General features: G+C 63.9%; 24 protein-coding genes and 1 riboswitch. Of the genes, 12 read left to right on the top strand and 12 right to left on the bottom strand.

Annotated features, from left to right (window positions below; translation table 11 throughout):
- Positions 1 to 5: 5 nt before the first annotated feature.
- Entirely contained in the window at positions 6 to 977 is a 972-nt protein-coding gene (locus MY494_RS12265) for a hypothetical protein (protein ID WP_247912060.1), read from the bottom strand.
- 51 nt (positions 978 to 1,028) lie between these two features.
- Positions 1,029 to 1,922, bottom strand: coding sequence for a metal ABC transporter substrate-binding protein (locus MY494_RS12260; protein WP_247910524.1), 894 nt, complete (start codon positions 1,920 to 1,922; stop codon positions 1,029 to 1,031).
- A 146-nt stretch (positions 1,923 to 2,068) separates the two neighbouring features.
- Between MY494_RS12260 and MY494_RS12255 the strand changes: the two genes are divergently transcribed.
- The 4 genes from MY494_RS12255 (at position 2,069) to MY494_RS12240 (ending at position 4,727) form a co-directional block, all read left to right on the top strand.
- Entirely contained in the window at positions 2,069 to 2,581 is a 513-nt protein-coding gene (locus MY494_RS12255; protein ID WP_247910523.1) for a hypothetical protein, read from the top strand.
- Positions 2,582 to 2,642: 61 nt separating this feature from the next.
- The gene (locus tag MY494_RS12250) at positions 2,643 to 3,773 is read left to right on the top strand and encodes a GTP-binding protein (RefSeq protein WP_247910522.1); all 1,131 of its coding nucleotides are present in this window, start codon (positions 2,643 to 2,645) and stop codon (positions 3,771 to 3,773) included.
- Positions 3,774 to 3,917, top strand: a riboswitch (cobalamin riboswitch). It begins immediately after the preceding gene.
- A 27-nt stretch (positions 3,918 to 3,944) separates the two neighbouring features.
- Complete coding sequence (locus tag MY494_RS12245) at positions 3,945 to 4,520, top strand: HupE/UreJ family protein (RefSeq protein ID WP_247910521.1); 576 nt, start codon at positions 3,945 to 3,947, stop codon at positions 4,518 to 4,520.
- Between the two features lie 66 nt (positions 4,521 to 4,586).
- Positions 4,587 to 4,727, top strand: coding sequence for a hypothetical protein (locus tag MY494_RS12240; protein ID WP_247910520.1), 141 nt, complete (start codon positions 4,587 to 4,589; stop codon positions 4,725 to 4,727).
- Here MY494_RS12240 and MY494_RS12235 read toward each other — a convergent pair whose 3' ends face one another.
- Genes MY494_RS12235 through MY494_RS12215 form a run of 5 tightly spaced genes read right to left on the bottom strand, consistent with a single transcriptional unit; the run spans position 4,728 to position 8,646 of the window.
- A complete protein-coding gene (locus MY494_RS12235; protein ID WP_247910519.1) occupies positions 4,728 to 5,201 on the bottom strand; it encodes a Fur family transcriptional regulator in 474 nt (157 codons plus the stop codon).
- 21 nt (positions 5,202 to 5,222) lie between these two features.
- The gene (locus tag MY494_RS12230; protein WP_371820608.1) at positions 5,223 to 6,161 is read right to left on the bottom strand and encodes a lysylphosphatidylglycerol synthase domain-containing protein; all 939 of its coding nucleotides are present in this window, start codon (positions 6,159 to 6,161) and stop codon (positions 5,223 to 5,225) included.
- Positions 6,158 to 7,357: a nickel pincer cofactor biosynthesis protein LarC gene (gene larC, locus MY494_RS12225; protein ID WP_247910517.1), complete on the bottom strand. Its 1,200-nt coding sequence runs from the start codon at positions 7,355 to 7,357 to the stop codon at positions 6,158 to 6,160. The genes MY494_RS12230 and larC overlap by 4 nt, the downstream gene beginning before the upstream one ends.
- Positions 7,357 to 8,016, bottom strand: a complete 660-nt coding sequence (locus MY494_RS12220) for a hypothetical protein (RefSeq protein WP_247910516.1) — start codon at positions 8,014 to 8,016, stop codon at positions 7,357 to 7,359. Before MY494_RS12220 ends, larC begins: the two co-directional genes overlap by 1 nt.
- A 15-nt stretch (positions 8,017 to 8,031) precedes the next feature.
- Positions 8,032 to 8,646, bottom strand: coding sequence for a hypothetical protein (locus MY494_RS12215; protein ID WP_247910515.1), 615 nt, complete (start codon positions 8,644 to 8,646; stop codon positions 8,032 to 8,034).
- A gap of 103 nt (positions 8,647 to 8,749) precedes the next feature.
- On the opposite strand from MY494_RS12215, the gene MY494_RS12210 reads away from it, so the two are divergent.
- The gene (locus MY494_RS12210; RefSeq protein ID WP_247910514.1) at positions 8,750 to 9,595 is read left to right on the top strand and encodes a tetratricopeptide repeat protein; all 846 of its coding nucleotides are present in this window, start codon (positions 8,750 to 8,752) and stop codon (positions 9,593 to 9,595) included.
- Here the strand turns inward: MY494_RS12210 and MY494_RS12205 are convergent.
- Positions 9,555 to 9,884, bottom strand: coding sequence for a hypothetical protein (locus MY494_RS12205; protein ID WP_247910513.1), 330 nt, complete (start codon positions 9,882 to 9,884; stop codon positions 9,555 to 9,557). The two genes, MY494_RS12210 and MY494_RS12205, sit on opposite strands and share 41 nt — an antisense overlap.
- Positions 9,885 to 9,945: 61 nt before the next feature.
- Here MY494_RS12205 and xth point away from each other — a divergent pair, with 61 nt between their 5' ends.
- On the top strand, positions 9,946 to 10,776 hold the full coding sequence (gene xth / locus MY494_RS12200; RefSeq protein ID WP_247912058.1) for an exodeoxyribonuclease III: 831 nt from the start codon (positions 9,946 to 9,948) through the stop codon (positions 10,774 to 10,776).
- On the opposite strand, the gene MY494_RS12195 is transcribed toward xth, so the two are convergent.
- Positions 10,773 to 12,266: an FAD-linked oxidase C-terminal domain-containing protein gene (locus MY494_RS12195; RefSeq protein WP_247910512.1), complete on the bottom strand. Its 1,494-nt coding sequence runs from the start codon at positions 12,264 to 12,266 to the stop codon at positions 10,773 to 10,775. The two genes, xth and MY494_RS12195, sit on opposite strands and share 4 nt — an antisense overlap.
- 192 nt (positions 12,267 to 12,458) lie before the next feature.
- Here MY494_RS12195 and hemL point away from each other — a divergent pair, with 192 nt between their 5' ends.
- From hemL to MY494_RS12175, 4 genes are read left to right on the top strand one after another with little or no spacing between them, the layout of a single operon-like run.
- Complete coding sequence (gene hemL / locus MY494_RS12190) at positions 12,459 to 13,697, top strand: glutamate-1-semialdehyde 2,1-aminomutase (RefSeq protein ID WP_247912057.1); 1,239 nt, start codon at positions 12,459 to 12,461, stop codon at positions 13,695 to 13,697.
- Between the two features lie 2 nt (positions 13,698 to 13,699).
- Positions 13,700 to 14,815 carry a TRAP transporter substrate-binding protein gene (locus MY494_RS12185; RefSeq protein WP_247912056.1) on the top strand — a complete coding sequence of 372 codons (1,116 nt, stop codon included), beginning with the start codon at positions 13,700 to 13,702 and terminating at the stop codon, positions 14,813 to 14,815.
- Positions 14,815 to 15,321 carry a TRAP transporter small permease subunit gene (locus MY494_RS12180; RefSeq protein WP_247910511.1) on the top strand — a complete coding sequence of 169 codons (507 nt, stop codon included), beginning with the start codon at positions 14,815 to 14,817 and terminating at the stop codon, positions 15,319 to 15,321. The genes MY494_RS12185 and MY494_RS12180 overlap by 1 nt, the downstream gene beginning before the upstream one ends.
- Complete coding sequence (locus MY494_RS12175; protein WP_247910510.1) at positions 15,321 to 16,691, top strand: TRAP transporter large permease subunit; 1,371 nt, start codon at positions 15,321 to 15,323, stop codon at positions 16,689 to 16,691. The genes MY494_RS12180 and MY494_RS12175 overlap by 1 nt, the downstream gene beginning before the upstream one ends.
- Here MY494_RS12175 and ggt read toward each other — a convergent pair.
- On the bottom strand, positions 16,688 to 18,511 hold the full coding sequence (gene ggt, locus MY494_RS12170) for a gamma-glutamyltransferase (protein WP_247910509.1): 1,824 nt from the start codon (positions 18,509 to 18,511) through the stop codon (positions 16,688 to 16,690). The genes MY494_RS12175 and ggt overlap by 4 nt on opposite strands.
- A complete protein-coding gene (locus MY494_RS12165; RefSeq protein WP_247910508.1) occupies positions 18,508 to 22,110 on the bottom strand; it encodes a hydantoinase B/oxoprolinase family protein in 3,603 nt (1,200 codons plus the stop codon). The genes ggt and MY494_RS12165 overlap by 4 nt, the downstream gene beginning before the upstream one ends.
- Before the next feature lie 60 nt (positions 22,111 to 22,170).
- Between MY494_RS12165 and MY494_RS12160 the strand changes: the two genes are divergently transcribed.
- A complete protein-coding gene (locus MY494_RS12160; protein ID WP_247910507.1) occupies positions 22,171 to 23,043 on the top strand; it encodes a LysR substrate-binding domain-containing protein in 873 nt (290 codons plus the stop codon).
- Positions 23,044 to 23,050: 7 nt separating this feature from the next.
- Here MY494_RS12160 and MY494_RS12155 read toward each other — a convergent pair whose 3' ends face one another.
- Positions 23,051 to 23,542: a YajQ family cyclic di-GMP-binding protein gene (locus MY494_RS12155; protein ID WP_247910506.1), complete on the bottom strand. Its 492-nt coding sequence runs from the start codon at positions 23,540 to 23,542 to the stop codon at positions 23,051 to 23,053.
- A 64-nt stretch (positions 23,543 to 23,606) separates the two neighbouring features.
- Here MY494_RS12155 and MY494_RS12150 point away from each other — a divergent pair, with 64 nt between their 5' ends.
- Positions 23,607 to 24,023 (top strand): MAPEG family protein, encoded by a 417-nt coding sequence (locus MY494_RS12150; RefSeq protein ID WP_247910505.1) that lies wholly within the window; start codon positions 23,607 to 23,609, stop codon positions 24,021 to 24,023.
- Positions 24,024 to 24,039: the final 16 nt, after the last annotated feature.

The raw sequence follows: 24,039 nt of genomic DNA, 5'->3' as shown, positions 1-24,039 counted from the left end.
ATCCCCTAAAAGCGAAGGGTCACTCCAGTACCGATGTGATGCTGGAATCCAATTCCCCAACCTTCGCCGCCCTCGGAGCTATAGACCGCCTCCCAGTGAGCGAAAGCAACAACATTGTCCGTGATGGGGTATTCAAACTCAATCTCACCACCCCAGTCCGTGCGCTGGGGAAGGTTGGCGTAGCGACCAGGGGTGTAGAAGCGGGGGCCTCCCGAGAGGGTCACATTGAGCTGGTCATAGTTAAACCCAAAGCCTGCCCAAGCGTCGGTGTAATTACCGAGGTACGTACCATTACTGTCCCAGCCCGTGTTGTTGTAGGCAGAAACAAATACGCCGTCGACAACGCTTTCAAGGCCATCGCCCAAAGCGAAATTGACATCACCATCACCAAAGGCATAGAGAGCACCAACCTGGACCTCATTCCTTAAACCCAACTCATCTTCGAGACCATCCTGCGTCTGAGTTCGGGTGATGTAATAGGGCTTCCAGGTTGCCTGAAACGAAAGATTCCCAGTTGGTTGATACCGGGCGGAGAGATAACCCTTGATATCAGTCCGGCGCCAGGGGCTAGCCGACGAAAATGATTCCGCCTCATCCTCACCATGATCATCATCATGGCCTTCATCCTCATGGGAACCATGGGCATGAACTTGGCCATAGAAGTGTTCAGCCTCACCCCACACGAAAGCAGGACCAATGGCGGCTTCAATCGCAAAACTGCCTTTGTTCTCAAGCCCCCACTCGAGAACCGTTCCGTAGAGCCCATCGATGGCGTAGTGCCTCGGTGGTCCCTGCACATTGTTCTCAAGCCCACCATGTCCTTCGATGGTGATGATTGGAGAAGCCTTGAACTCACCAGGCTTTAGATCCTGACCACCAGGACCGCCATGGGCAACAGCGGGCGCCGAAAGGGTCAGGATGCAGCTCGCCGTCCAGGGAAGGCGCTTAAGAAGAGAGATGAACGAGCAGGGATGCATCATGCCCATGGCAAAAGTTTCAACGAAAGGACAAAAGATTCAGCAAGACGACTAAATTGCGCTCCAGCGAGATGCAATTTGATCACCAGATGCACGGTCGCAACGCCCCCCTTGCGCACTCACCAGGGCACAGACATTGGAAACAAACGTACCGACATAGGTCTTCCGCTTTGCAACTCCATCCACGACAAGATGCTTCTGATAGACAGGGACACCCGAGGTCTTACTAATGCGACGCAGCGTTTTCGACGTTGCACTTGATTCTGAAAACAGATACTTCGTTCCTGATGCCTTCACAGCCTTAGAGATCTCGCGAAGACTGCTGGGACGAAGCGGCCCACCGGATGCGAATGATTCCATCAAAGGCACATAACGAACCTGGTAGCGCCTGGCCAGAGAAGAGAGCGCATCATGCTCCGTTAGAACAACTCGGTGGGCCTTGGGAACGGTGGCGAACTGAGCTGCAGTCCAGCGATCCAATTGCTGCAGCACAGAGGCAACTCGCGTGAGCCGGCCATCAACCGAGGCACGGGCCGCTCCAGACACGCTGCCCCTGAGCTGGACGGCAACCACCTTCGCCATCGCTACCGCCTGAAGAGGGTTATGCCAAACATGTGGATCCCGAGATGGGCTGGACGGCACGGCGACTTCAGCAACCTTGACCGTCCGCTTCAGCTGCCCAATGCGCTCCAGCGCAGGGCTTAATCGGTATCCATTGAGGAACACAACCGAAGCCGACTGAATCTTCGAGCGATCCCTGGCACTCAAGCGGTAGTCGTGGGGATCCGCTCCATCCGGGACCAAGCAAGCGACAGAGACCGTGGATCCAGCCACGACGCGAACGAGGTCGCAAAGAATTCCGTTGGCCGCCACCACAGAAGGGATCTGCTGAGCAGCAGCGACGGGTCGAACGGCCAGAGCAGTCACACCGGCGGCAAGACCCATTCCGGCAACAAGCGCAGAGCAGCGCACCAAGACCAATACACGTTTTCAAGAATGATAACAGTTCTCAATCTCGGCGATTTGACCTCTCGTTGCCATGCCGTTGCGCCGTCATCAGGCTGTGGACAAGGCCTGTCATTCCGCTGCTGATGCAATCCCTCAGACGTTCTGGAGCCCATGCCGGATTCATCGCCGCAGGCCTCTTGGCCCTGACGGCCTGCCAATCACCCAGCGCTGACTCCACGGCGATGAGCCTCCAACAGAAAGAACTCCTCGCCTACAACGAAGGCGCCATCACAGCCCTCGAAGGCCACCTGTTGAAGGGCATTGCGTTAGCTCCGGAACGCTTTGATCCCGAAGACGACCACGACCATGAGGCCCTGATCCAGCAGATCCGAGCCACCGCAACGCGTTACACCGACGCCCTACAAAGCATTCAGGCCAGCCTCCAGGACGGCCCCTGCAAAAGCGCCCAAGCGCGCTATCTCGTACTCGAGCAACAGGAACTGGGTGTGATCAACGCCATGCTCGATGCCTTCTCCGATGGGGATGGGACTGGAGCCAAAGCCGCGGCCCAGTCCTACAAGGACCTCACCAGCTCAGCCGAGAACCAAGCGATCGCGCAGACCTATCGGGAGACCTGCGGCTTGAGCGGCTTCTAAAGCTGCAGGCCACGTCCCAGACTGAGGGGACCGATCGAAGCCGCAGCAAGCAGCCTTCACCATGAGCAGCAGCCTGATGGATCAGGCCCCCAGCGGGCTCCCCGTAACCATCCTCACGGGCTTCCTTGGAGCGGGAAAAACCACGCTGCTCAACCACATTCTCAGCAACCAGCAGGGCGTCAAAACGGCGGTGCTGGTCAATGAGTTCGGGGAGATTGGCATCGACAACGACCTGATCATCGCCACCGGCGAGGACATGGTCGAACTGAGCAACGGCTGCATCTGCTGCTCCATCAATGGTGAGCTGCTCGAGGCCGTCTATCGCATCCTCGATCGTCCAGATCCCGTGGACTACCTGGTGGTGGAAACCACGGGGCTTGCGGATCCCCTGCCCGTAGCCATGACCTTCCTTGGCAGCGATCTACGGGATCAGACTCGGCTCGACTCGATCATCACGTTGATCGATGCCGAAAACTTCAGCGACGAGATCCTCGAGGGGGAGGTCGCCCGCGCCCAGGTCGTCTACGGCGACATCCTGCTGCTCAACAAATGCGACCTCGTCAGCGAAGCGCGGCTCAACGAGGTGGAAGCCCAGTTAAGGGAGATCAAAACCGATGCCCGGATCCTGCGCTCGGTGAAAGGCGAGGTCAACCTGCCGCTGCTGCTCAGCGTGGGCCTGTTCGAAAGCGACAAGGTCACTGCGGAGCAAAACCACGACGACTGCGACCACGACCACGGCCACTGCGTGCATGAGCACGACCATGACCATGCCCATGACCACAGCAACTGCGATCACGACCACGGTCACTGCGAGCACGATCACAGCCACGACCATTCCCACGACCATTCCCACGAGCACTCCCACGCGGATCACCTCGCCATCGAGGGATTCACATCCCTTTCCTTTGGCAGCGAAGGTCCCTTCTCGCTGCGTAAATTCCAAAACTTCCTCGATAACCAGCTCCCCGCCGGGGTGTTCCGCGCCAAGGGAATCCTCTGGTTCAACGAGAGCAGCAAGCGACACGTCTTTCACCTGGCCGGCAAGCGCTTCTCCATCGATGACAGCGAGTGGAGCAAGCCCAGCGACCGCAAAAACCAACTGGTGGTGATCGGCAAAAACCTCGACCACGCCAAGATCCGCAAGCAACTTCAGGCCTGCGTCGCGAAAGATGCCGGCAAGGGTTTCTCCTGAAGCGATAATCCGATCAGCGGTTTCCTGGACTCAGCCCAGGAAGGCAACGAGGAAAGTCCGGCGCGAATCCGGCACTGTCCCGCAGCTGTGATGGGAGCCTCGCGCTCTCCAGTCAGAACGCTCGCCGCGCCTCCTCCTTCAACCTCAGCACCGGCGCGGACCGGATCTGCCATGACCTCGAAACTGACCCGATCGCTGCTGACCAGCACCGCCGCCGGACTGGGCCTGAGCCTGCTGTCGGTGCTGCCAGCCGGAGCCCATGGAACCGCCGACCATCGAGTGTTGGGCGGCGCCCTGCATCCCCTGCTGGGCTTGGACCACCTGCTGATGCTGGTGGCCGTGGGCCTCTGCGCCGCCCAGGCAGGCCGCCAACTGCTGATCTATGCCCTGGCTGGGGCCCTGATCGGTTCGGTCTTCGGCAGCTTCGGCGGCCAACTGCCTGGAGCCGAAGTGCTGGCAGCCCTGGCGGTCTCCGCCGTGGCCGCCGTTTTGGTCCTGGTGCTGCGTGGCAGCTGCGGCCGCCAGGTGCTGGCGCTCACCGTTGCTGGCGGCCTTGGTCTCCACGCGATGCTCCACGGCCTGGAGTCCAGCGGCACCTCCCTCTGGTGGGCTGGTGCTCTGCTGAGCTCGGTGGCTGTGGTCGGTAGCAGCGCCTGGCTGAGCCAGCGGTTGGAACGCAGCCTGGCCAGCCTTGGGGCAGGCCTGCTGGCGCTGGCTGGCGGCCTGCTGGCGATCGCTCCCCTCTGAGCTGCAGCAACCGCGACAGCAGAAGCGAAAAACACCGTTATGGTGTGTCGAACCGCATCCCCCTGGATGGCCGAGTTCGCTGCACTCACGACCGTTCTGGGGCTCGTCGGTCTGATCTTTTGGCTCGCCACCGATTCCGACGATGACAACGGGGGCGGTGGCTTAATGCAGCCATCGCTCGTCCCGGTTCGCGTCAACCGGCGCTAGTCATCCCTCGGCTTCCTGCTGAGCGCAGCTAGGGCAGAGAGCGCGCACGTTCAACACACAATTCAGCAATTGAAAGCCGTGTAAAGCCGCGGCCTCTCCACCAGCCTGCAGCACCGCTTCGCTCTCGAATTCTTCGGTGTGGCCGCAGCGAGCGCAGACCAGGTGGTGATGGTCCCGGTGGGCCTCATCGCTGGCCAGTTCAAAGCGCCGACCCCCTTCCGGCAGCTCCAATTCGCACAACAGCTCCATGGAGCTCAGCAGCCGCAAGGTGCGATAGACCGTGGCCAGTGAGACCCGTTCATCCGCCTTGAGCAGGCGCTGATGGACCTCCTCAGCGCTGAGGTGACTGCCCTCACCAAGGCGCTCAAACAAAGTCAAGACCCGTTGGCGCTGGGGCGTCAGACGCTGCCCGCGATCATGCAGAGAGCTGCGCAATGCATCGGCCTGCACCTGGGAGACAGGACCAGCGGGCACGACGCTCTCTCAGGGCACTTCTCAACAATACCCACTGTTGCGAAGTGCTGCCAGGTCCCTGCGGGCGGCGGCGGCCACCAACAAATCCGCCAACGAGACGACCAGGCGATAGCTCAGGGCCACGGCCAACAGCGGCGCCTCAGGAACAGAAGCCGCCAAGCGAAGCACCAACACCGCTTCAAACACCCCCAATCCTCCGGGGGCAGCGGGAACCACCAGACCTGCGGTCCAAGCCAGGGCAAAGCCCGCCAACCAACCCGTCCAGTCCAGCTGGAAGGCCAAGTCGAAGGCTTGAACGCAGCAGGCGAAACCGCCAAAGCGGCAGAGAACAAAGACCAGCTCAGCCGCCAGGGGCCACCAGGGATAGCCCGGCAGGCGGAGGCTTCCTGGGGTGAGGCCAGAAGGATCCACTTCAAGCGCCTTGGCGCGGCGGCGCTCCAGACGCTCCAGCAGGGGATTGAGCCAACGGGGCATCAAAGCCAACAGCGGCAGCAAGGCCAACAGGGCCAGACCACCCCCCAAGGCCACCAAGGACAACGCCGCCACGGCCATCAGCAGCGGATCAAGCAGGACCGCCCCGAGGGCTTGACGCCCGCTCAGGGGTTGCCGGCAAGGGCCGCCAGAGCGCAGAGCCCGAAGCCGCTCCAGCAGATGCCAGACCCCGCCAGGCAGATACTTGCGCAGGTTGGACTCCAGAAACAGCAGCACCACCGGAGTCCAACGCGGAGCAGCCCCCAACCAACGCAGCACCACTCCCCAGGCCAAGCCATTGACCACCAGGCTCAAGGCGCTGATGCCCAAGCCCAAGGCCAGCCAAAGCCAAGACTGACGATCGAGGCTCAGCTGCAGCAACTGACGGCCATGGGAGACCACCGCAGAGGCCAGAAAGGCAACGCTTGCCGCGCTCACCCAAAGCCGTACGCCCCCGGGGAGGGAGAGAGTTCTCAGCCGCCGGATCACCGTTGCTCCTCCAGCCACTGGAGCAGGTTGGAGCGCAGCTGATCAAGGGGCAGCCGCCGCTGCTGAGCCAAGGGAATCAAGTCCTCCAACTCTGGCTTGCACAGCACACTTCCATCGGGGCGCATGGAGCTCTTAAAGCGCACCAGTCCCCAGGGCGTCTGCCGCTGTTCGATCTGCCGGGGCAGGGCCCAGCGCTGCTGAAGCTGCTCCCGTACCCCCAGGCTGCTTCCATAGCGCCACCAGATCGCTCGCAGGGCCTCGGCCTGCTCCGGCCAGGCCAGGGCCGTAATCAAGCTGCCCAAGCGCCCCTTCTTCATCGCAACCGACTGGGCGAAGACCTCGAACGCTCCGGCCTCCCGCAGGGCGTCCTGAAGGAAGGCCAAATCCTCTGCGGTTGCATCGTCGATCTGGGCCTGCTGCTGCACCACCATCTGCAACTCGGGCTGAACGCCAACGGAGTCAGCCGACTCGGCGAGGAGAAAGCGCAACTGATTAGGGCGATCCAACTCCCGAGAACCCAGACCGATCCCCAGCCGGGTGGGGCGCAAGGCAGGCGCAGGCGCAAAGCTGTCCGCCCAGGCCACCATCAAGGCCAAGCCAGTTGGGGTCGTCAATTCCGCCGGGGGAAACCCCGCGCTACTGGCCAGGGGAACCCCATGGCGCGTAGCCAGCTCCAAAACGGCGGGCACTGGGACCGGCAACAGACCATGGGCACTGTTCACCTGGCCGTGGCCCGCCGGAGGCGGACTGCAGATCAAGCGCTGAACACCGAAGTACTGCAACCCAGCACAGACACCGACCACATCCACCAGGGCATCCAGGGCTCCCACCTCGTGGAAATGCACTTGCTCCGGCGGATAGCCATGGACGGCACCTTCAGCCTCCGCCAACACACCAAACACCTTCAGCACCGCCTGCCGCAGTGCTGGGGCCAACTCGGCCGTTTGCACTTGCTCCCGCAGGCTGGCCCAGTGGCGATGGGGGGGCTGCTGCTCGAGCAGCTCCACCTCCAGATGCAAACCACGCATGCCAACGCTGCGGCGCTCCTCAAGCGTCAAGCGATAGAGCCCGCCCAACCCCAGAGCCACCAGGGGTTGATGGACCACGTCTTCTGGCAGCCCGCAGTCGAACAGGGACGCCAGCAGCATGTTCCCGGCCAATCCCGTCGGGCAATCGACCACCGCCAGGGATCCCATTAGGCCTCCTGGAGAAGTTGCTCCGCGCTGGCCTGCAGCTGCTCGCGGTGCTGCTCGAGCCACTGCTGCACCTCGCGGCGGGCGCGACGCTGCTCGTTTTGGGCCGTCATCACATCGTGGCCAGAGAGGCCCCAGAGGCGACCCAACAGCGCCCGGTCATCAGCGCCACCACGGGAGCCTCCGTACTCCACCACCTCCGCCACCATCCCAGCCAGCAGGACTCGGCTCCAACGCCGCAAGTCCTCCAACGGCATCTTCACCTGGGCGGGGGGCTCCAATTCGGTGCTGCCATTCACCCGCAAACCATGGCGCAAACAGGCGCGGCTGCCCACCAAGACCTGCTTCACCGGCAGCTGGTTCTCTGCCGCCAGCAGCAGGTGACCCGCCTCATGCACAGCAATGCGCCGCAGCCTGGAGCGGCCCAAGCCGAAGGGGAGGGACTCCGCAAGGAGATGCCCCCCCAGGCCACCAAAACGGGCCGCATCGACGGTGAGCGCCGTGAGTGCCCCGCCCGCGGCTCCAGCAATCAGCCAGGGCGAGAGGCCCAGCACTGGGCCCGCGACGGAGATCACGCTGACGCCAGCAACGGCGACACCGGCCCTGAGTGCGGCCGTTGAACCTTGATCGGAGCTAGCCAGATGCAGCGGCGGCGGGGTCATGGCCGCTCCTGGTCCCTAGCGGCGGCCACCACGGGCACCGCCGCGACCACGGCCAGCCCGTTGGGGCACCGGAGCGATCACTTCGTGGTTCTCAAGCTGCAGGGTTTGCCCCTCACGGCGCAGATCCAAAGAGACGAAATGGCGCAGATGGGCCGGATCCATTTGGCCCTTCAACTGCAGCTTGAAGGGTGTCGGGCGGCGACCGTCGGGCCTTGGCTGCTGGCGGATCTTGACGACCAAGTCGCCGTCTTCTGGACGGGTGTAGATCAGCTCACCGCGCACGGAGAAGTAACCATCGCCTTCGGGCAGATCATCGGCCTCCTCCTCTGCGCTCTCCTCAGGGGAGAGGGTGCTGGGCTCCCAGACACCCACCAACTGCAGATGCAGCTGATCGGGATCGCGGAAACGGGGATAGGCCACCCACAGGTGGGGCTTGCTCAAGTCCAAATGACGACGCATCAGCGTCAGCACGCGACCCAAGACCACCGCATCAATCTCGGAGCCGTCCTCGGTCTGAATCACTCCACGGGTGAGCTGATCTGCATCAGCGGGCATGTAGGTCCCCCGAACCACGCCGATGGCGCGGTACTGCATCGGCTCTGTGACCGGGGAAATGGGGTGTTGACGCATCGTGGCTGAAACCCTCTGGGCGCTCGTGAAATCCATCGCCCGTAGGCCAATGTACCGAGCTTGCAAAAAGGCCCCAGACTGAGCCCGACTTGCAGGTTCCTCGATGCCGGCACGAGGCCGCCCCAACCAGCGCGATGGCGTGCTGATCGCCCTGGTGGCATCGGGGTTGGTGACCGTTTCGATCACCGGCGGCTGGCTTCTGGGTCAGCACCAAGCCTTGAAAACCCAAGGCAGTCCAGAGGGCAGCAGCGAGAGGCAAATTGCCCTGCTTCAAGCCCGCCTCGGGGAGGGATCAGCGAGCGCCGCCGATCAACAGCGACTGGTGGACCTGCTGATCCAGCAAGGCCAGGCCCAAGAGGCCAGCCTGGTGTTGGAGCACCTCGCCGATCAGCAGCCTCAAAACTGGCAGCTGCGTCTGCTCTTGGCCGAGCTCCGCCGCAACAGCAACGACCGCCCTGGGGCCGAGCGGGAGTTACGCCAGATCCTGAACCTCAAGCCTGATCGGATTGAAGCCCTGCAATTGCTCACCCTTCTTCAACTGGAACAAGGGCGCGGAGCCGAGGCTGAAGCCCAACTCAAGACCCTGCTGGAGGCCAGCAGCAAACCCACTCCCCAACCGCAAAAGCTGGGGCTGGGACTGCTGTTGGGCGATCTCCGCCAGCGCCAAGGGAAAACTGCAGACGCCCTGGCCCTCTATGGACAGCTCGCCAAGGACTTCCCGCGTGATCCCAGGCCACTTCTGGCCATGGCCTTGCTGAAGCAAGACCAAGGAGACCTCCAAGGGGCTGGACAGGCACTGGCTCAAGCCCAAGCCAGGCAACCCGAAAAAAAGGATCCCCGCCTGGATCGGGTGGCGGCGAGCTGGGGACTTGAAAGTCTCCGAGACAGCAAGAAGGCAGCGACGACGACTAAGGAGCCGTCACCAACGGAGAAGAAGCCCCAGAGTTAGGGGTCACCGACTGGGCATCGAGCTGGCGGAGAGCCGCATCAATGGCATCTCCGGGATCGGTGGCGTCATCCATCGCCGTGCTGCGCCGCAGCTTGTTCATCAAATCGATCGGGTTTGTGCTGTCGAGCAGCGACCCGCCTTGGCGACTGGTCCCACCTGGTCCCTGGTCAAAGACGCTCGGCTCGGGAGCGAGGTTGGAGTTGCTGGACTGGGCTTGAGCCACTGGGGACAGCACTGCGGCTGCAGTGATTAAGGCCGAGGTGAGGCAGCTGGCGAGTCCCCGAGGCATGGCTGATCCGTCGAACGGCTTGGCGGGAATGCTAGGAGCAGCCCCAAGCCACATCCCTCCGATGCGCATCGCCAGCTGGAACGTCAATTCGGTGCGGACCCGCCTGGATCAGGTGCTGGCTTGGCTTCAGGCCAACGAACCGGATGTGCTCTGCCTGCAGGAAACCAAGGTCAGCGATGACCTCTTTCCGCTGCAGGCCTTCCAGGAGATCGGCTACCACTGCGCCATCAGCGGACAGAAGGCCTACAACGGCGTGGCCTTGATCAGCCGGGAACCGCTTGAGGATGTCCAAGTGGGCTTCGAGGCCCTCTTGCCGGAGGACCCTCAAGCACCCCAGCTCAGTGAGCAAAAAAGGGTCATCAGCGGCTTACTCGATGGGGTGCGGGTCCTGAACCTCTACGTCCCCAATGGCAGCTCCCTGAAGAGCGAGAAATACCCCTACAAGCTGGAGTGGCTTGCTTGCCTGCAGCGCTATCTGGCGGTGCAGGAGGAGCAGGGTGATCCCCTCTGCATGGTGGGGGACTTCAACATCGGCCTGGAAGATCGGGACCTGCCGGACCCCGAGCGCCTGAGCGGAACGATCATGGCCAGCAATCCGGAGCGGACGGCCCTGCGCACTGCCCTCGGTGATCGACTAACGGACGTCTTTCGGGTGTTCGAGCCGAGCAGCGGCCATTGGAGCTGGTGGGACTACCGCAGCGGTGCCTGGGACCGGGACCTGGGCTGGCGGATCGACCACATCTATTTGTCTGAGGAACTGCTGGGTTGCGCCACCGGCTGCGTCATCGACAAACAGCCGCGCGGCAACGTCCAACCCAGTGACCATGCCCCCGTCGTCGTCAACCTGGCCTGGCCGCCGGAAGAGGAGGACGACGACGAGAGCTGGCCCTAATAGAGCTCGACCCCATCGGGGAGCTTGCGGCCTTCCTCCTTCAGCTCGACCCAGCGGCGAGCCGACTCGCCGCAGGTCTTCGGGGTGGGGAAGATCTTCCCAGGATTCGCCAATCCATCGGGGTCAAAGGCGCGGCGCACCAGTTGCATCGTCTCGAGATCGTCCGGGCTGAACATCCAGTCCATGTAGCAGCGCTTGTCGCTGCCCACCCCGTGTTCGCCGCTGATGCTGCCGCCGGCATCGAGGCAGAGCTTCAAGATGGCCGCCCCTAAGGCGGTCACCCGCTCGTTCACCCCCGGCTCATCCGAGCGGTAAAGAATCAGGGGGTGGAGGTTGCCGTCACCGGCATGGAAGACGTTGGCCACCGCCAAGCCGTGCTCCTCACTGAGTCGTTCGATGGCCGCCAAGACCCGCGGCAGGGCCGTGCGCGGCACCACTCCGTCCTGGAGGTAGTAGTTGGGGAATTGACGGCCCAGGGCTGAGATCGCACTCTTGCGGCCCTTCCAAAGCCGATCCCGCTCCTCCTGGCTCCAGGCCTCGCGAACGCCGCCCGCCCCGGCCTCCCGGCAGAGATCAGCTGCCATCTGCACGGACTCTTTGACCTCGAGGGGATGACCATCCAGTTCCACCAACAGCACCGCAGCGGCATCGCGGGGGTACTCATCCACCCCAAAGAAATCGTTGACCGCGTGGATGCAGCGTCGATCCATGATTTCCATGCCTGCCGGTAGGACCCCAGCGGCGGTGACCAGCCGCACGGCCTCTCCTGCCGCCTCCATCGAGGCAAAATCCGCCAACAGCACGGCCACGCAGGCGGGTTGCCGCAGCAAGCGCAGGGTGATCGCCGTCGCAATGCCCAGGGTTCCTTCGCTACCGATAAACACGCCGCGAAGGTCGAGCTCTGGGGTCTCCGCCATCCCCGAGCCCAAGGTCGTGACGCTGCCATCAGGCAGAACCACCTCCATGGAGAGCACGTGGTTGCTCGTGACGCCGTACTTGAGGCAGTGCACACCACCGGAGTTCTCGGCGACGTTCCCACCGATGCTGCAGGCCACCTGGCTGGAGGGATCGGGGGCGTAATAGAAACCGTCACCCGCCACTGCACGGGTCACCCAACTGTTGATCACCCCGGGCTCCACCGTGATGCGCTCATTGGGCAGGTCGATGGCAATGACCCGGCGCATGCGGCTGGTGGCGATCACCAGGGCGGGCTGCTCCGCTACAGCCCCACCCGAGAGGCCTGTCCCACTACCTCGAGCAATGAAAGGAACCTGCAACTCATTGCAGAGCCGGACCACCGCAGCCACCTCAGCGGTGGTCTCCGGCAGAACCACCAAGGGCGGTTGGTGGCGGTGCAGCGTCAAACCATCGCAGTCGTAGGCCAGCAACTCCTGACGCTTGGCCACCACCGAGCGCGCGGGCAACAGGGCCCTCAATCGACGCTCAACCAAGCCCCAGTCTGGATTCACAGCGATTGTGGGGATGCCCATCGACCTTAACGAGCTGGCACGGTCTCGACCGCTGGGGCGGTGATTGCGTAAGGATGGGCGACGCTTAAGGCCCAATTGGGGTCTCGAGCCCCCATCCAGTCTGCGGATTCCGTTTTGACCTCGGCTCCTGTCTCGGCACCTGTGCACAACACCACCCTGTCCCAGGAACTCTTCAGTGCCGCTCAGAAGCTGATGCCAGGCGGCGTGAGTTCACCCGTGCGCGCGTTCCGCTCGGTGGGCGGTCAACCGATCGTCTTTGACCGCGTCAAAGGGGCCTACGCCTGGGACGTCGACGGCAACCGCTACATCGACTACATCGGCAGCTGGGGCCCTGCCATCTGCGGCCACGCTCACCCCGAGGTGATCGCCGCTCTGCACGACGCACTGGAGAAGGGCACCAGCTTTGGCGCCCCCTGTGCGCTGGAGAACCAGCTGGCGGAGATGGTGATCGACGCCGTCCCCTCAGTGGAGATGGTGCGCTTCGTCAACAGCGGCACGGAAGCCTGCATGTCGGTGCTGCGCCTGATGCGCGCCTTCACCGGCCGCGAAAAAATCATCAAGTTCGAAGGCTGCTATCACGGCCACGCGGACATGTTCCTGGTGAAGGCCGGCTCCGGTGTGGCCACCTTGGGTCTGCCCGATTCCCCTGGCGTGCCGCGCACCACCGCCGCCAGCACCCTCACCGCTCCTTACAACGACCTCGAAGCGGTCAAGCAGCTCTTTGCTGAGAACCCCGGCGAAATTGCCGGTGTGATCCTCGAGCCGATCGTCGGCAACGCCGGTTTCATCACCCCCGAGCCAGGCTTCCTCGAAGGCATCCGCGAGGTCACCAAAGAGAACGGCGCCCTGCTGGTCTTCGACGAAGTGATGACCGGCTTCCGCATCAGCTACGGCGGTGCCCAGGCCAAGTTCGGCGTCACCCCTGACCTGACCACCATGGGCAAGGTCATCGGCGGTGGCCTGCCCGTGGGTGCCTACGGCGGCCGCGCCGACATCATGAGCATGGTGGCTCCTGCTGGCCCGATGTATCAGGCCGGCACCCTCAGCGGAAACCCCCTGGCCATGACCGCCGGGATCAAAACCCTGGAACTGCTGAAGCAACCCGGCAGCTACGAGCGTCTCGAAGCCGTAACCAGCCGACTGATCAACGGAATCATGGACGGCGCCCGCGGCGCGGGCCTGCCCATCACCGGTGGCTCGGTGAGCGCCATGTTCGGCTTCTTCCTCTGTGAGGGCCCCGTGCGCAACTTCGAAGAGGCCAAAGCCGCTGATGCTGAGCGCTTCGGCAGGGTGCATCGCGCCATGCTCGAGCGCGGGATCTACCTGGCCCCGAGTGCCTTCGAGGCCGGCTTCACCTCGCTCGCCCACTCCGATGAGGACATCGACGTCACCATCGCGGCCTTCCGCGAGTGCTTCGCCGCGGTGGCCTGACGATGCAACGGCGGGGCCTGCTGCGCGCTGCGGCCACAGCAGCAGGCACCGCAGGCGCAGCCGGACTGCTGGGCGCCTGTCGCATCCGCAAAGCCGATAGCGCCTCGGGGATCGTGCGTCCCCAGGTGCGTTGGCGCATGGCCACCAGCTGGCCCCATTCCCTGGAGACGATTTTTGGTGGGGCTCAAACCATCAGCCGCCGCGTCGCGGAACTGAGCGAGGGGCACTTTCAAATCGAGCCCTATGCAGCCGGGGAACTGGTGCCTGGCTTGGAGGTCCTCGACGCCGTGCAAAACGGCTCCGTTGAGTGCGGCCACACCGCCAGTTACTACTACGTCGGTAAAAACCCAGCACTGGCCTTTGGCACCTCCATGCCCTTTGGCCTGACGGCACAGCAGCAGAACGCCTGGCTCTACGAAGGCGGCGGCAACGAGGCCCTCAACCGTCTCTACGCCGATTTCGGTGTGCTCAGCTTTCCGGCGGGGAACACCGGGGCCCAACTGGGTGGCTGGTTCAAACGACAACTGGAGGGACTCCAGTCGCTGCGCGGTCTGAAGATGCGCATCCCTGGGCTCGGAGGCAAGGTGATGGCCTCCCTCGGGGTGAATGTTCAAGTCCTCCCCGGCGGCGAGATCTATCTGGCCCTTGACCGCGGTGCCATCGATGCGGCGGAGTGGACCGGTCCCTACGACGACGAGAAACTCGGCCTACAGCGGGCTGCGCGTTTTTACTACTACCCGGGCTGGTGGGAGCCGGGACCAACCCTGGCGGCCCTGGTCAACCAACGGGCCTGGCGAGAGCTGCCTGCGGACTACCAGGCGATGTTCAGCACGGCCTGCTACGAGGCGAACCTCTCGATGCTGAGCCGCTACGACAGCCTGAACGGTCAAGCCCTGCAACGGCTGATCTCCGGAGGGACCCAACTGCGCGCCTACGACGAGTCGATCCTGAAGGCTGCACAAGAAGCGAGCGAGCAGCTCTACGCCGACACGGCGCGCACGAACCAGGATTTCAAAACCACCTACGCGGGCTGGCAAACCTTCCGTGACCAGGTCTGGGCCTGGAACCGGATCAATCAGCTCTCCTACGCCAATTTCATCTACCGGCAGCCCAACTGATGGCTCGCTTCGACTGGCCCGAGCAGATCGATCGCATCAACCAGGGAGCCGCCTGGATTGGCCGCTGGTCGATCCTGCTGATGTTGGTGGTCGGGGCCTGGAATGTGGTCGGGCGGTACCTCGGCCTAGCTCTGGGTCTGAGCCTGAGCTCCAACGCCTTAATCGAAGCCCAGTGGGCCCTCTTTTCCGTCGCCTTTCTGCTGGGGCTGGGCTACACGCTCCAACGCAATGGCCACGTCCGTGTGGATGTGCTGCACAGCCGCTGGTCCGCCCGCAAGCAACGGCGGGTTGAACTGGGCGGCACGTTGCTGCTGCTCCTGCCCTTTGCGGTCATGGTGCTGCTGGTCTCGCTGCTGCCCGCCGTGCAGTCCTGGCAGATCTGGGAACAGTCCCCCGATCCCAACGGTCTGCCGCGCTACTGGATCAAAAGCCTGATCCCCCTGGGCTTCGGCTTACTGACCCTGCAGGGCCTCGCCCAGGTGCTGCGCTTGAGGCGCGAGCGCTGATGGAAGTCGAGGCCTTCGGCTACGTCATCACGTTCTTCCCAGGGGAGGTGCTGGGGCCAGCGATGTTCATCGCGCTGGTGCTGGCGCTGTTGAGCGGCTATCCGGTGGCCTTCGGTCTGGGCGGCATCGCGGTGCTGTTCGCCCTGCTGGGAATGGCCTTTGGGGTGATTGATCCCCAGTTCCTCACGGCCCTGCCCCAGCGGATCTTCGGGATCATGAGCAATTTCACGTTGCTGGCGATTCCGGCCTTCGTCTTCATGGGGGCGATGCTCGAGCGCTCGGGCATCGCTGAACGCTTGCTTGTGGCCATGGGGCAATTGCTGCGGGGCGTCCGCGGCGGCCTCGCCTTGGCAGTGGTGCTGGTGGGGGCACTGCTTGCAGCCACGACCGGTGTCGTCGCTGCCACGGTGACGACGATGGGGCTGATCTCCCTCCCCGTGATGCTGCGAGCGGGCTACGACCGCTCCCTGGCCACCGGAGTGATTGCCGCCTCGGGCACCTTGGGCCAGATCATTCCACCGAGCATCGTCCTTGTGGTGCTCGGCGACCAGCTGGGCGTCTCCGTTGGCGACCTCTTTCTGGGCTCGCTGATCCCCGGGCTGCTGATGACCGCGGGCTTCGCCCTCTACGTGGTGATCATCAGCAGCCTGAAGCCCGAGCTGGCGCCGGCACTCAATCCTGACTCCAGCTCCGAGCAGCCGGGCGGCTGGCACCTGTTGCGGGTGCTGCTGCCGCCCCTGGGTTTGATCCTGCTGGTGTTGGGCAGCATCTTTTTTGGCCTGGCCACCCCGACCGAAGCCGGCGCCATTGGCGCCGTCGGGGCGATGGCCCTCGCCGCCCTGGAGGGGGGACTGAACCGCCGCGGCCTCAGTCAGGTCTGCGACGACACCCTGCGCACCACGTCCATGGTGATGGCGATCCTGCTGGGGTCGACCGCCTTCAGCCTGGTCTTCCGCGGCGTCGGCGGCGATCAACTGATCAGCGATCTGCTGCTCAACCTGCCGGGGGGCAAAGCCGGCTTTTTGCTGGTGAGCATGGCCGTGATCTTTGGCCTGGGCTTCTTCATCGACTTCTTTGAGATCGCCTTCATCGTCTTGCCATTGCTCCTCCCGAGCGCGCGGCAGTTGCTTGGCCCCGAGGCCCTGCTCTGGTTTGGGGTACTGATCGGAGCCAACCTGCAGACCTCATTCCTCTCGCCCCCCTTTGGTTTTGCCCTGTTCTTCTTGCGGGGGGTCGCCCCAAAGGAGGTCAGCACGCAATCGATTTATCGCGGGGCCTGGCCCTTCATCGGGGTTCAGCTGACCGTGTTGCTGCTGATTCTCTGCTTCCCGCCTCTGGTCAACTGGCTGCCCTCGATGCTGCGTACCTAAGGGCTCTCTGGCACGGCCGCCGCGTCGGGTCGACGCGGATCGGCCACGCCCCAGCTGCCGACGGGTTTGGCCTCGGAGTCGTCGGCATAGCGGACTTCCGCGGAGTTCGCTGACCCCATCGCCGGGCGCAGCTGAAGTTGATGGCCCCGCTGCTCCAGCAGCGACCAGGTGTCGGGACTGAGCCCCTGCTCTGTGCTGATCTGATCGGGCCAGAGTTGGCTATGGATCCGGGTCTCCGCTACGGCTGAAGCCAGGTTGAGGCCATGCACCAACCGGTTCAGCAGCACCTGCAGAACGGTGGTGATGATTCGACTGCCCCCTGGACTGCCCGTGGCCAAGAGCGGCCGGCCATCGGGGTGGAAAACCAGGGTGGGGGTCATCGAACTGAGCGGGCGGCGCTCCGGAGCGATGGCGTTCTGACTGCCCTGACGCAGGCCATAGGCATTGGGCGCCCCGGGCTTGGCCGTGAAGTCATCCATCTCGTTATTGAGCAAGAATCCGGCGCCGGGAACGGAGATGCCATTTCCATAGGCCGTGTTCAAGGTCGTGGTCGTGGTCACCAGCCCCCCATCACGGTCCACCACCGAGAGATGGGTCGTGTTGGTGCCGCCATAGACCGGCAGCGCTTCCGCTTCCAGTTCGGTAGCAGGGCGGTGACGGTCCAAGCGAATCCGTCGACGTTGAGCCGCCGCATAGCGATCGCTGAGGAGACGATCCAGGGGCATCGCCACCTGATCAGGATCACCCAGTAGTCGATTGCGATCCCGGTAGGCCAGGTTCATGGCCTCCACCATCCGATGGATCGTCGCAGCACTATTGAGTCCAGTGCTCTGCAGCTGCAGCGGCTCCAGGACCTTGAGCAGCTGCAGCAAGGTGGCACCTCCCCCACTCGGTGGGGGCATGGTCAACACGGGATGCCCCCGCAGCTCTCCCTGCAGGGGACGCATCCAGGGGGCTTGGTAGCGCTCGAGATCCTCAAGGCTGATCAGACCGCCCTGGGCCTGCATCAACGCGACCATGGCCTGGGCCAAGCGACCGCGGTAGAAGCAGCTGGCGCCCTGCTCGGCAATGCAGCGCAAACTCGCTGCCAGCAAAGGTTGCTTCAGTCGCTCGCCCGGGCGGTAGGGCGTGCCATCGGCCTTGAAGAACTGTGCGGCACTGCTGGGGTCGTTCTTCAGAAACGGCGCCGCCACCCGCAGGGAGGCACCTAACTCAGGCCCCACCACAAAGCCCTGGTCAGCCAGGCGAATCGCCGGCTGCATCACCTCTGCCAGGGAGAGACAGCCGTAGCGCCGCTGCACCTGTGACAAACCGGCCACGGTGCCTGGCACCCCCGTACTGAGGAGGCTGCGCAGGGCCAGGCGGCGATTGACCGTTCCATCGGCGTTCAAGAACAGGTCCGGCCTGGCCGCCAGCGGGGCCTTCTCCCGGAAGTTCAGAGCCACGGCCTCGCCGCGACCCAGGTTCATGGCTTCGGGAAGCTGGGGTCCTCTGGCCGCTGCCGCACAGGTCTCAATAGTCCCCCGCTTGGGCAACCAGAGCAGCAGAAACCCTCCTCCCCCCAGGTTTCCCGCCTGGGGCAAGGTCACCGCCAGGGCAAAGGAGGCGGCCACGGCCGCATCCACGGCGTTGCCGCCCTCCCGCAGGATCTGGGCCCCGACCGCCGCAGCCTGGGCCTCCTGGGCTGCCACGATCCCGGCGGAGGACTCCACCGGATGGAAGCGTTGACTGCGCTCCTGCAGCAGGTTCGCCTGGGCTGGGTTGGAAAGGGCCAAGGCGACCGAGGCCAGCCCAACCGCGACGCGAGATCGCTTTCTCATGAGTCGATCGCTCCGTAGGCCCCACCACCGGGGGTCGCCATCTGCAATTGATCACCAGGCTGCAACTCCACCAGCGTGGAGCCGGGCAGGGGTTCCATCTGCTGGGCACCCGCCCGCCGCAGGCTGTTTTGACCGCAAGCCCCATCTCCCCCCCCGGCCAAACCAAAGGGAGGGACCAGACGACTGCCGCACAACAGCGAAGCGGTGAGGGGCTCCAAGGCTGTCAAGGTCCGCAGAACGCCGTTGCCGCCAGGCCAGCGGCCCACTCCGGCACTACCAGCACGAATCGCAAATTGCTCCAGCCGCACCGGCAAGCGCTGCTCGAGGATTTCCGGATCCGTCAAGCGGGAATTGGTCATGTGGCTCTGCACCGCATCGGCTCCCGCAAACCCGTTACCAGCTCCAGTTCCGCCGCAAACCGTCTCGTAGTACTGGCAGTTGGCATTGCCAAAGCTCAGGTTATTCATCGTTCCCTGGGAAGCCGCCAGGACACCCACCGCTGCGAAAAGGGCATTGGCGACCGCTTGAGAGGTCTCAACATTCCCTGCCACCACGGCCGCTGGCGGGCTGGGGTTGAGCAGACAGCCCGGGGGCACCACCAACTCCAAGGGATCAAAGCAACCGGCATTGAGCGGAATGGACTCGCGCACCAAACAGCGGAAGACGTAGAGCACCACGGCCTTGGTGATCGCCAATGGAGCATTGAGATTGCCCTCGATCTGAGGGGAGGTCCCGCTGAAATCAATCCGGGCCCTGCGCTCCTGGCGATCCACCAGCAAGCGCACCACGATCTCAGGGCCCGCATCGAGCTGAACCCGCGCCTCCCCATCGGAGAGTCGGCTCAGGACCTGGCGCACCGCCGCGGCCGCTTGGTCCTGAACATGGCCCATGTAGGTCAGGACCCGCTCCCCTCCCGCTGAACCCATCAAGGCCAACAGGCGTTGCACACCCAGGTCGTTGGCGGCCAGTTGCGCCTGCAGGTCCACCAAGAGCTGATCGGGATTGCGAGCCGGCCACGGGCCCTGGCCGAGGCGATCACGCCAGGCCTGCTCCAGCAATCTCCCGCCCCGCACCAGCGGAACGTTGTCGAAGAGCAGACCCTCCTCATCAATGGAACGACTACTGGATGGCATCGATCCGGGTGTGATCCCTCCCACATCCGCGTGATGGCCGCGGGAGGCCACGAAGGCCACCGGTTGATCCCCACCGGAGGGGGCAAACAGCGGCGTGATCACCGTGAGATCGGGCAGATGGGTGCCGCCGTTGAACGGGTTATTGGAGACCACCGCATCACCCGGCTGCAGGGGCTCTAGATCCCCGTGCTCCACGGCCCGCATTAAGGCCAAGACGCTCTCGCCCATCGACCCGAGATGGACAGGGATGTGCGGGGCATTGGCCACCAGGCGTCCGCACCCGTCGAACAAGGCGCAGGAGAAATCGAGGCGCTCTTTGATGTTCACCGAGACGCTGGTCTGCTGCAGACGCGTCCCCATCTGCTCGGCAATCGCCATGAAGCGATGGCCAAACAGCTCCAGGGTGACGGGATCCGGATCCCTCACCTGCTCGGCGCTGCTGCTGGGGCGGGCATCTTGATCACAGCTCAACAGCAGTTCCCCACCAGGCAGGCAGCAGGCACTCCAGCCAGCAGGCAAAAGGTTGGTGCCTGTGGTCTCACAGATCAAAGCCGGACCCTGCAGAAGCTGACCAGGAGCGATCTGGGATCGCTGCCAGAGGGCGGCCGTCCTCCAGGCGCCATCGAGATAGACCGAAAGGCTTCCCGCCTCGGCACCTTGTGCAGCGGTGGAGCTGGGCTGAGACCTGACAGCTGCTCCGGGCCAGCTGAACTCGAGGCTGAGGCGATCCACCACGACCTCCAGTGGATCGCCGTTGGGGAGGTAGCCATAGCGCTGTTGGAACTGCGCGATGAAGTGCTGCCGCAGATGCTCAGCACCGGGGCAGGGTCTTGGCCAGGGCACCGGTAAGCACTGATCCCGGCCTGGCAAGCGCAACTGCAGGATCCGCTGCAGCTGGGCACCGGCTGGGACGCCGCTGATCCGCTCGGCCGTGACTCCCTCGAGCTCCGCCAGGCTGCTGGCATCGAGCAGACGCCCGAAAGACTGCTCCAACACCTGGCCCTCATCGGCCAGGCCAATCCCGTAGGCCGACAGCACTCCAGCGAAGGGGTGCAGGAGCACCTGCTGCATCCCTAACCGCTCCGCCAAGGCACAGGCGTGTTGACCGCCAGCCCCGCCAAAGCAGCAGAGCACCGCCTCGCGTACGTCATGGCCCTGCTGGATCGAGATGCGGCGGATCGCCTCCGCCATCCGCTCCAGGGCGAGCTCCAGGGCGCCCTCGGCCGCCGCCTCCGCCGAACAGCCCAAGCGCTCACCGAGGCGCTCGAACTGCTGGCGCACGACAGCACCATCCAAGGGTTGATCGCCCCTGGGACCAAACACCGCTGGGAACTGATCGCTCTGCAGGCGCCCCAGCAACAGGTTCGCGTCGGTCACGGTCAGGGGCCCGCCGCGGCGATAGCAAGCCGGCCCGGGATCAGCCCCAGCCGACTCGGGGCCCACCCGCAAGCGCACCCCATCGAACTGCAACTGGGAACCACCGCCTGCGGCCACGGTGTGAATCGCCAGCATCGGCGCCTGGATCGGCAACCCCTCAAGCTCCACCTGATCGAGGCGGGGCCACGGGCCATCGCAATAACAGACGTCGGTGGACGTCCCGCCCATGTCAAAACCAACAATGCGACCAAAGCCCGCCAGGGCCGCCGTGCGCACGGCCCCCACCAAGCCACCGGCTGGCCCCGAAAGGATCGTGTCCTTAGCGCGCAGTGCGCCGGGTGCGGCCAAGACGCCACTGGACTGCATCACCCGCAGCGGCACATCGGGCCCGAGGGCCTCCTGCACCTGTTTCAGGTAGCCCTGCAGGACCGGTCCCACTGATGCCTCAAGCACCGTGGTTTGCCCCCGCGGCACCAGACGGGGAAGGGGACTGACCTGATGGGAGAGCGCAATCTGCACAAAGCCGAAGGCCTCCAACCAGGAGCCAAGTTGCCGCTCATGGCTCCCATTGGTGGTGCTATGCAGTAAAGCCACGGCAACACTGCTGTAGCCATCAGCCTTCGCCTTCTGAACGGCAGCCTTGAGCGTCTCGTCCAAGAGCAGGGGCTGAAGCTCATGGCCGTCGGCGGCCAAACGGCCCTGGACCTCAATCACTCGCCCCTGAAGCGGCTGGGGCCGGCGAATGGCCAAGGCAAAGAGATCAGGTCGGTGCTGATCGCCAATCGCCAGCAAATCAGCGAAGCCCTTGTTGATCAGCAACAGGGTGCGGGCGCCGGCGCGCTCCAAAAAGGCATTGGTGGCCACGGTGGTCCCCAACCGCACCTCGGCCACCAGACCCGGAGGAATGACCTGGTCCGGAGAGCTCAGGCCAAGGCATTGACGAATCACCCGGACCGCCGGGTCACCGGGTTGATCGGGTTGTTCCGAGAGGACTTTGAACACCTCCAACGCCCCAACCGGAGAGCTGGCCACCACATCGGTGAAGGTGCCGCCTCGATCAATCCAAAAACGCCAGCCTGAGCGGGTCATCGGCTAGCTGAAAGCGCTCTGGGGTGCGAGTTTAGAAAGACTCCCCATGCGGCCTCACGCTTGGTTGATCTGGAAACCCTGGCGGCGCTCGATGGCCTGCTCTGGCTCAGGACCGGTGACGCGGCTGCCGAGAAGCTGTCCCTCAGTCAACCAAGCATCTCCCGCCGCGCCAAGCAGGCCCAGACCATTTTTGAGGTCTCCAGCAAAAAATGCGATGGGGAGTGGGATCTACTGAGTGATGCCCCCTTGCTCAATGCCGAGCGCAGGGTGCATCAACTGGCGCGCTGGAAGGGACTAGCCCCCCTGCGGCTCGAGGCCGCCTATTGGTGGCAACCGCTCATCACCCAACCCAGCCCGCCAGGGTGGATGGTCGGGCTGTGCGACATCGTTGGCGTCCCACGCAACCTGGAGTTGCTGCGCCTGGGGATCGTCGACGCCTGGATTGGTGCCAAGCCGGACGTCCCAGAGAACGACGACCCCGAGTTCTGCACCCTGCCCCTCAGTGCCATGCCGGTGCACTGCGTGGTGGCCCCCAACCATCCGCTTCTGCAACACAAGCAGCTGAGCTTTAACGATCTCGAGGGCTTCCCCAGCCTGGCGCTCCCCCGCGGGGCCTATCCCCAGGTGGAGGCTGCACTCAAAGCGGTCGGACTCTGGTCCTCGCCCGTGCGAATGCAGCGCTACGACATCAACAGGTGGGAGGGCCGCAACGAAGCCGAACTCACGATCGCCTACGCCACAGCCATGACCCTGGACCTGCTGGGTGGAAGCCTGGTGAAACTTCCGCTCACGCTGCCGCTGGAGTCCGGGGATGTTTTGGTGTGCAAGCGGGAGTTCGCCGAAAGACCTCAGGTCGAGCTGTTAACGGAACGATTGAGGGAACACGTGCAGGAGTTAAGGCAACGCTGGCCAGAAATCACACCCTGCGGCTGAATCCCTCCTAGCGGTAGTTCTGGAACTGCAGGGGCACTTCCACGTCCTGATCCTTGAGCAGCTGAATCACCGCCTGCAGATCATCTTTGCTTTTGCCCGTCACGCGCAGAGCATCACCCTGAATGGCGACGGTGACTTTTTTGAGCTCGTCGCGAATGGTTTTACTGAGCTTTTTCGCAAGATCCTGGCTCAGGCCTTTGCGCAATTTCACCACCTGCTTGACCTTGTTTCCGCCCACGGGCTCCGGGGTTTGGAAATCAAAAATCTTCAGGGAGAGATTGCGTTTGGTCGCCTTCTGACGCAGCACATCTTCAACCGCCTGCAGTGACATATCGCTCGCGGTGGTGATGGTGAAGCTGGTTTCCTCCAGGTCCACTTCAGTTCCGGAATCCTTGAGGTCGTAGCGGGTCGAAACGTCGCGGCGCACTTGGTCCAGGGTGTTCACCAATTCCTGCCAATCGAAATCGGAGACGACGTCGAAGGAGTAGCTGGAGGCCATGCGGTCGCGCGGGGTGAACCTCTACCAGCCTAGAAAAGGAGGCAACCCAAGCCCTGTGGCCCTGATGCATCCCGCCTTTGCCTGGTCGCTCTTCCTCAGCGCCGGTGTTGTGGTCTCCAGCCTGGTCCCCCTCGGCGCAGCCCGCTCCAAGGCCAACTTCCAACTGAGCGACCTCGCCGCGCCCAGGGCCATGGCGGAGCGCCTGCCGGACTGGGGCAAGCGGGCCAACTGGGCACACCTCAATAGCTTCGAGGCCTTCACCCTCTATGCACCGGCAGCGTTGATCTGCCTGATCGCTGGGGTCGGCTCGCCGGTGGCGATCGCCGCCGCCTGGATCTATCCCGCCCTGCGACTGGGGTACATCGCCGCCTATGTCGCCAACCTGCCACCCGTTCGATCCCTCTGCTGGGCCGGTGCCATGACCTGCGCAGGCCTGCTCTATTGGGAGGGACTGCAGGCCGTCATCGCAGCAGCCAACTGACACCTGCTGGAAGAAG

The sequence above is a fragment of the Synechococcus sp. A10-1-5-1 genome (genome assembly GCF_023115425.1).
Taxonomy (GTDB): domain Bacteria; phylum Cyanobacteriota; class Cyanobacteriia; order PCC-6307; family Cyanobiaceae; genus Vulcanococcus.
The sequence above is the reverse complement of the archived record's forward strand: the minus strand, read 5'-3'. Positions and strand labels throughout refer to the sequence as shown.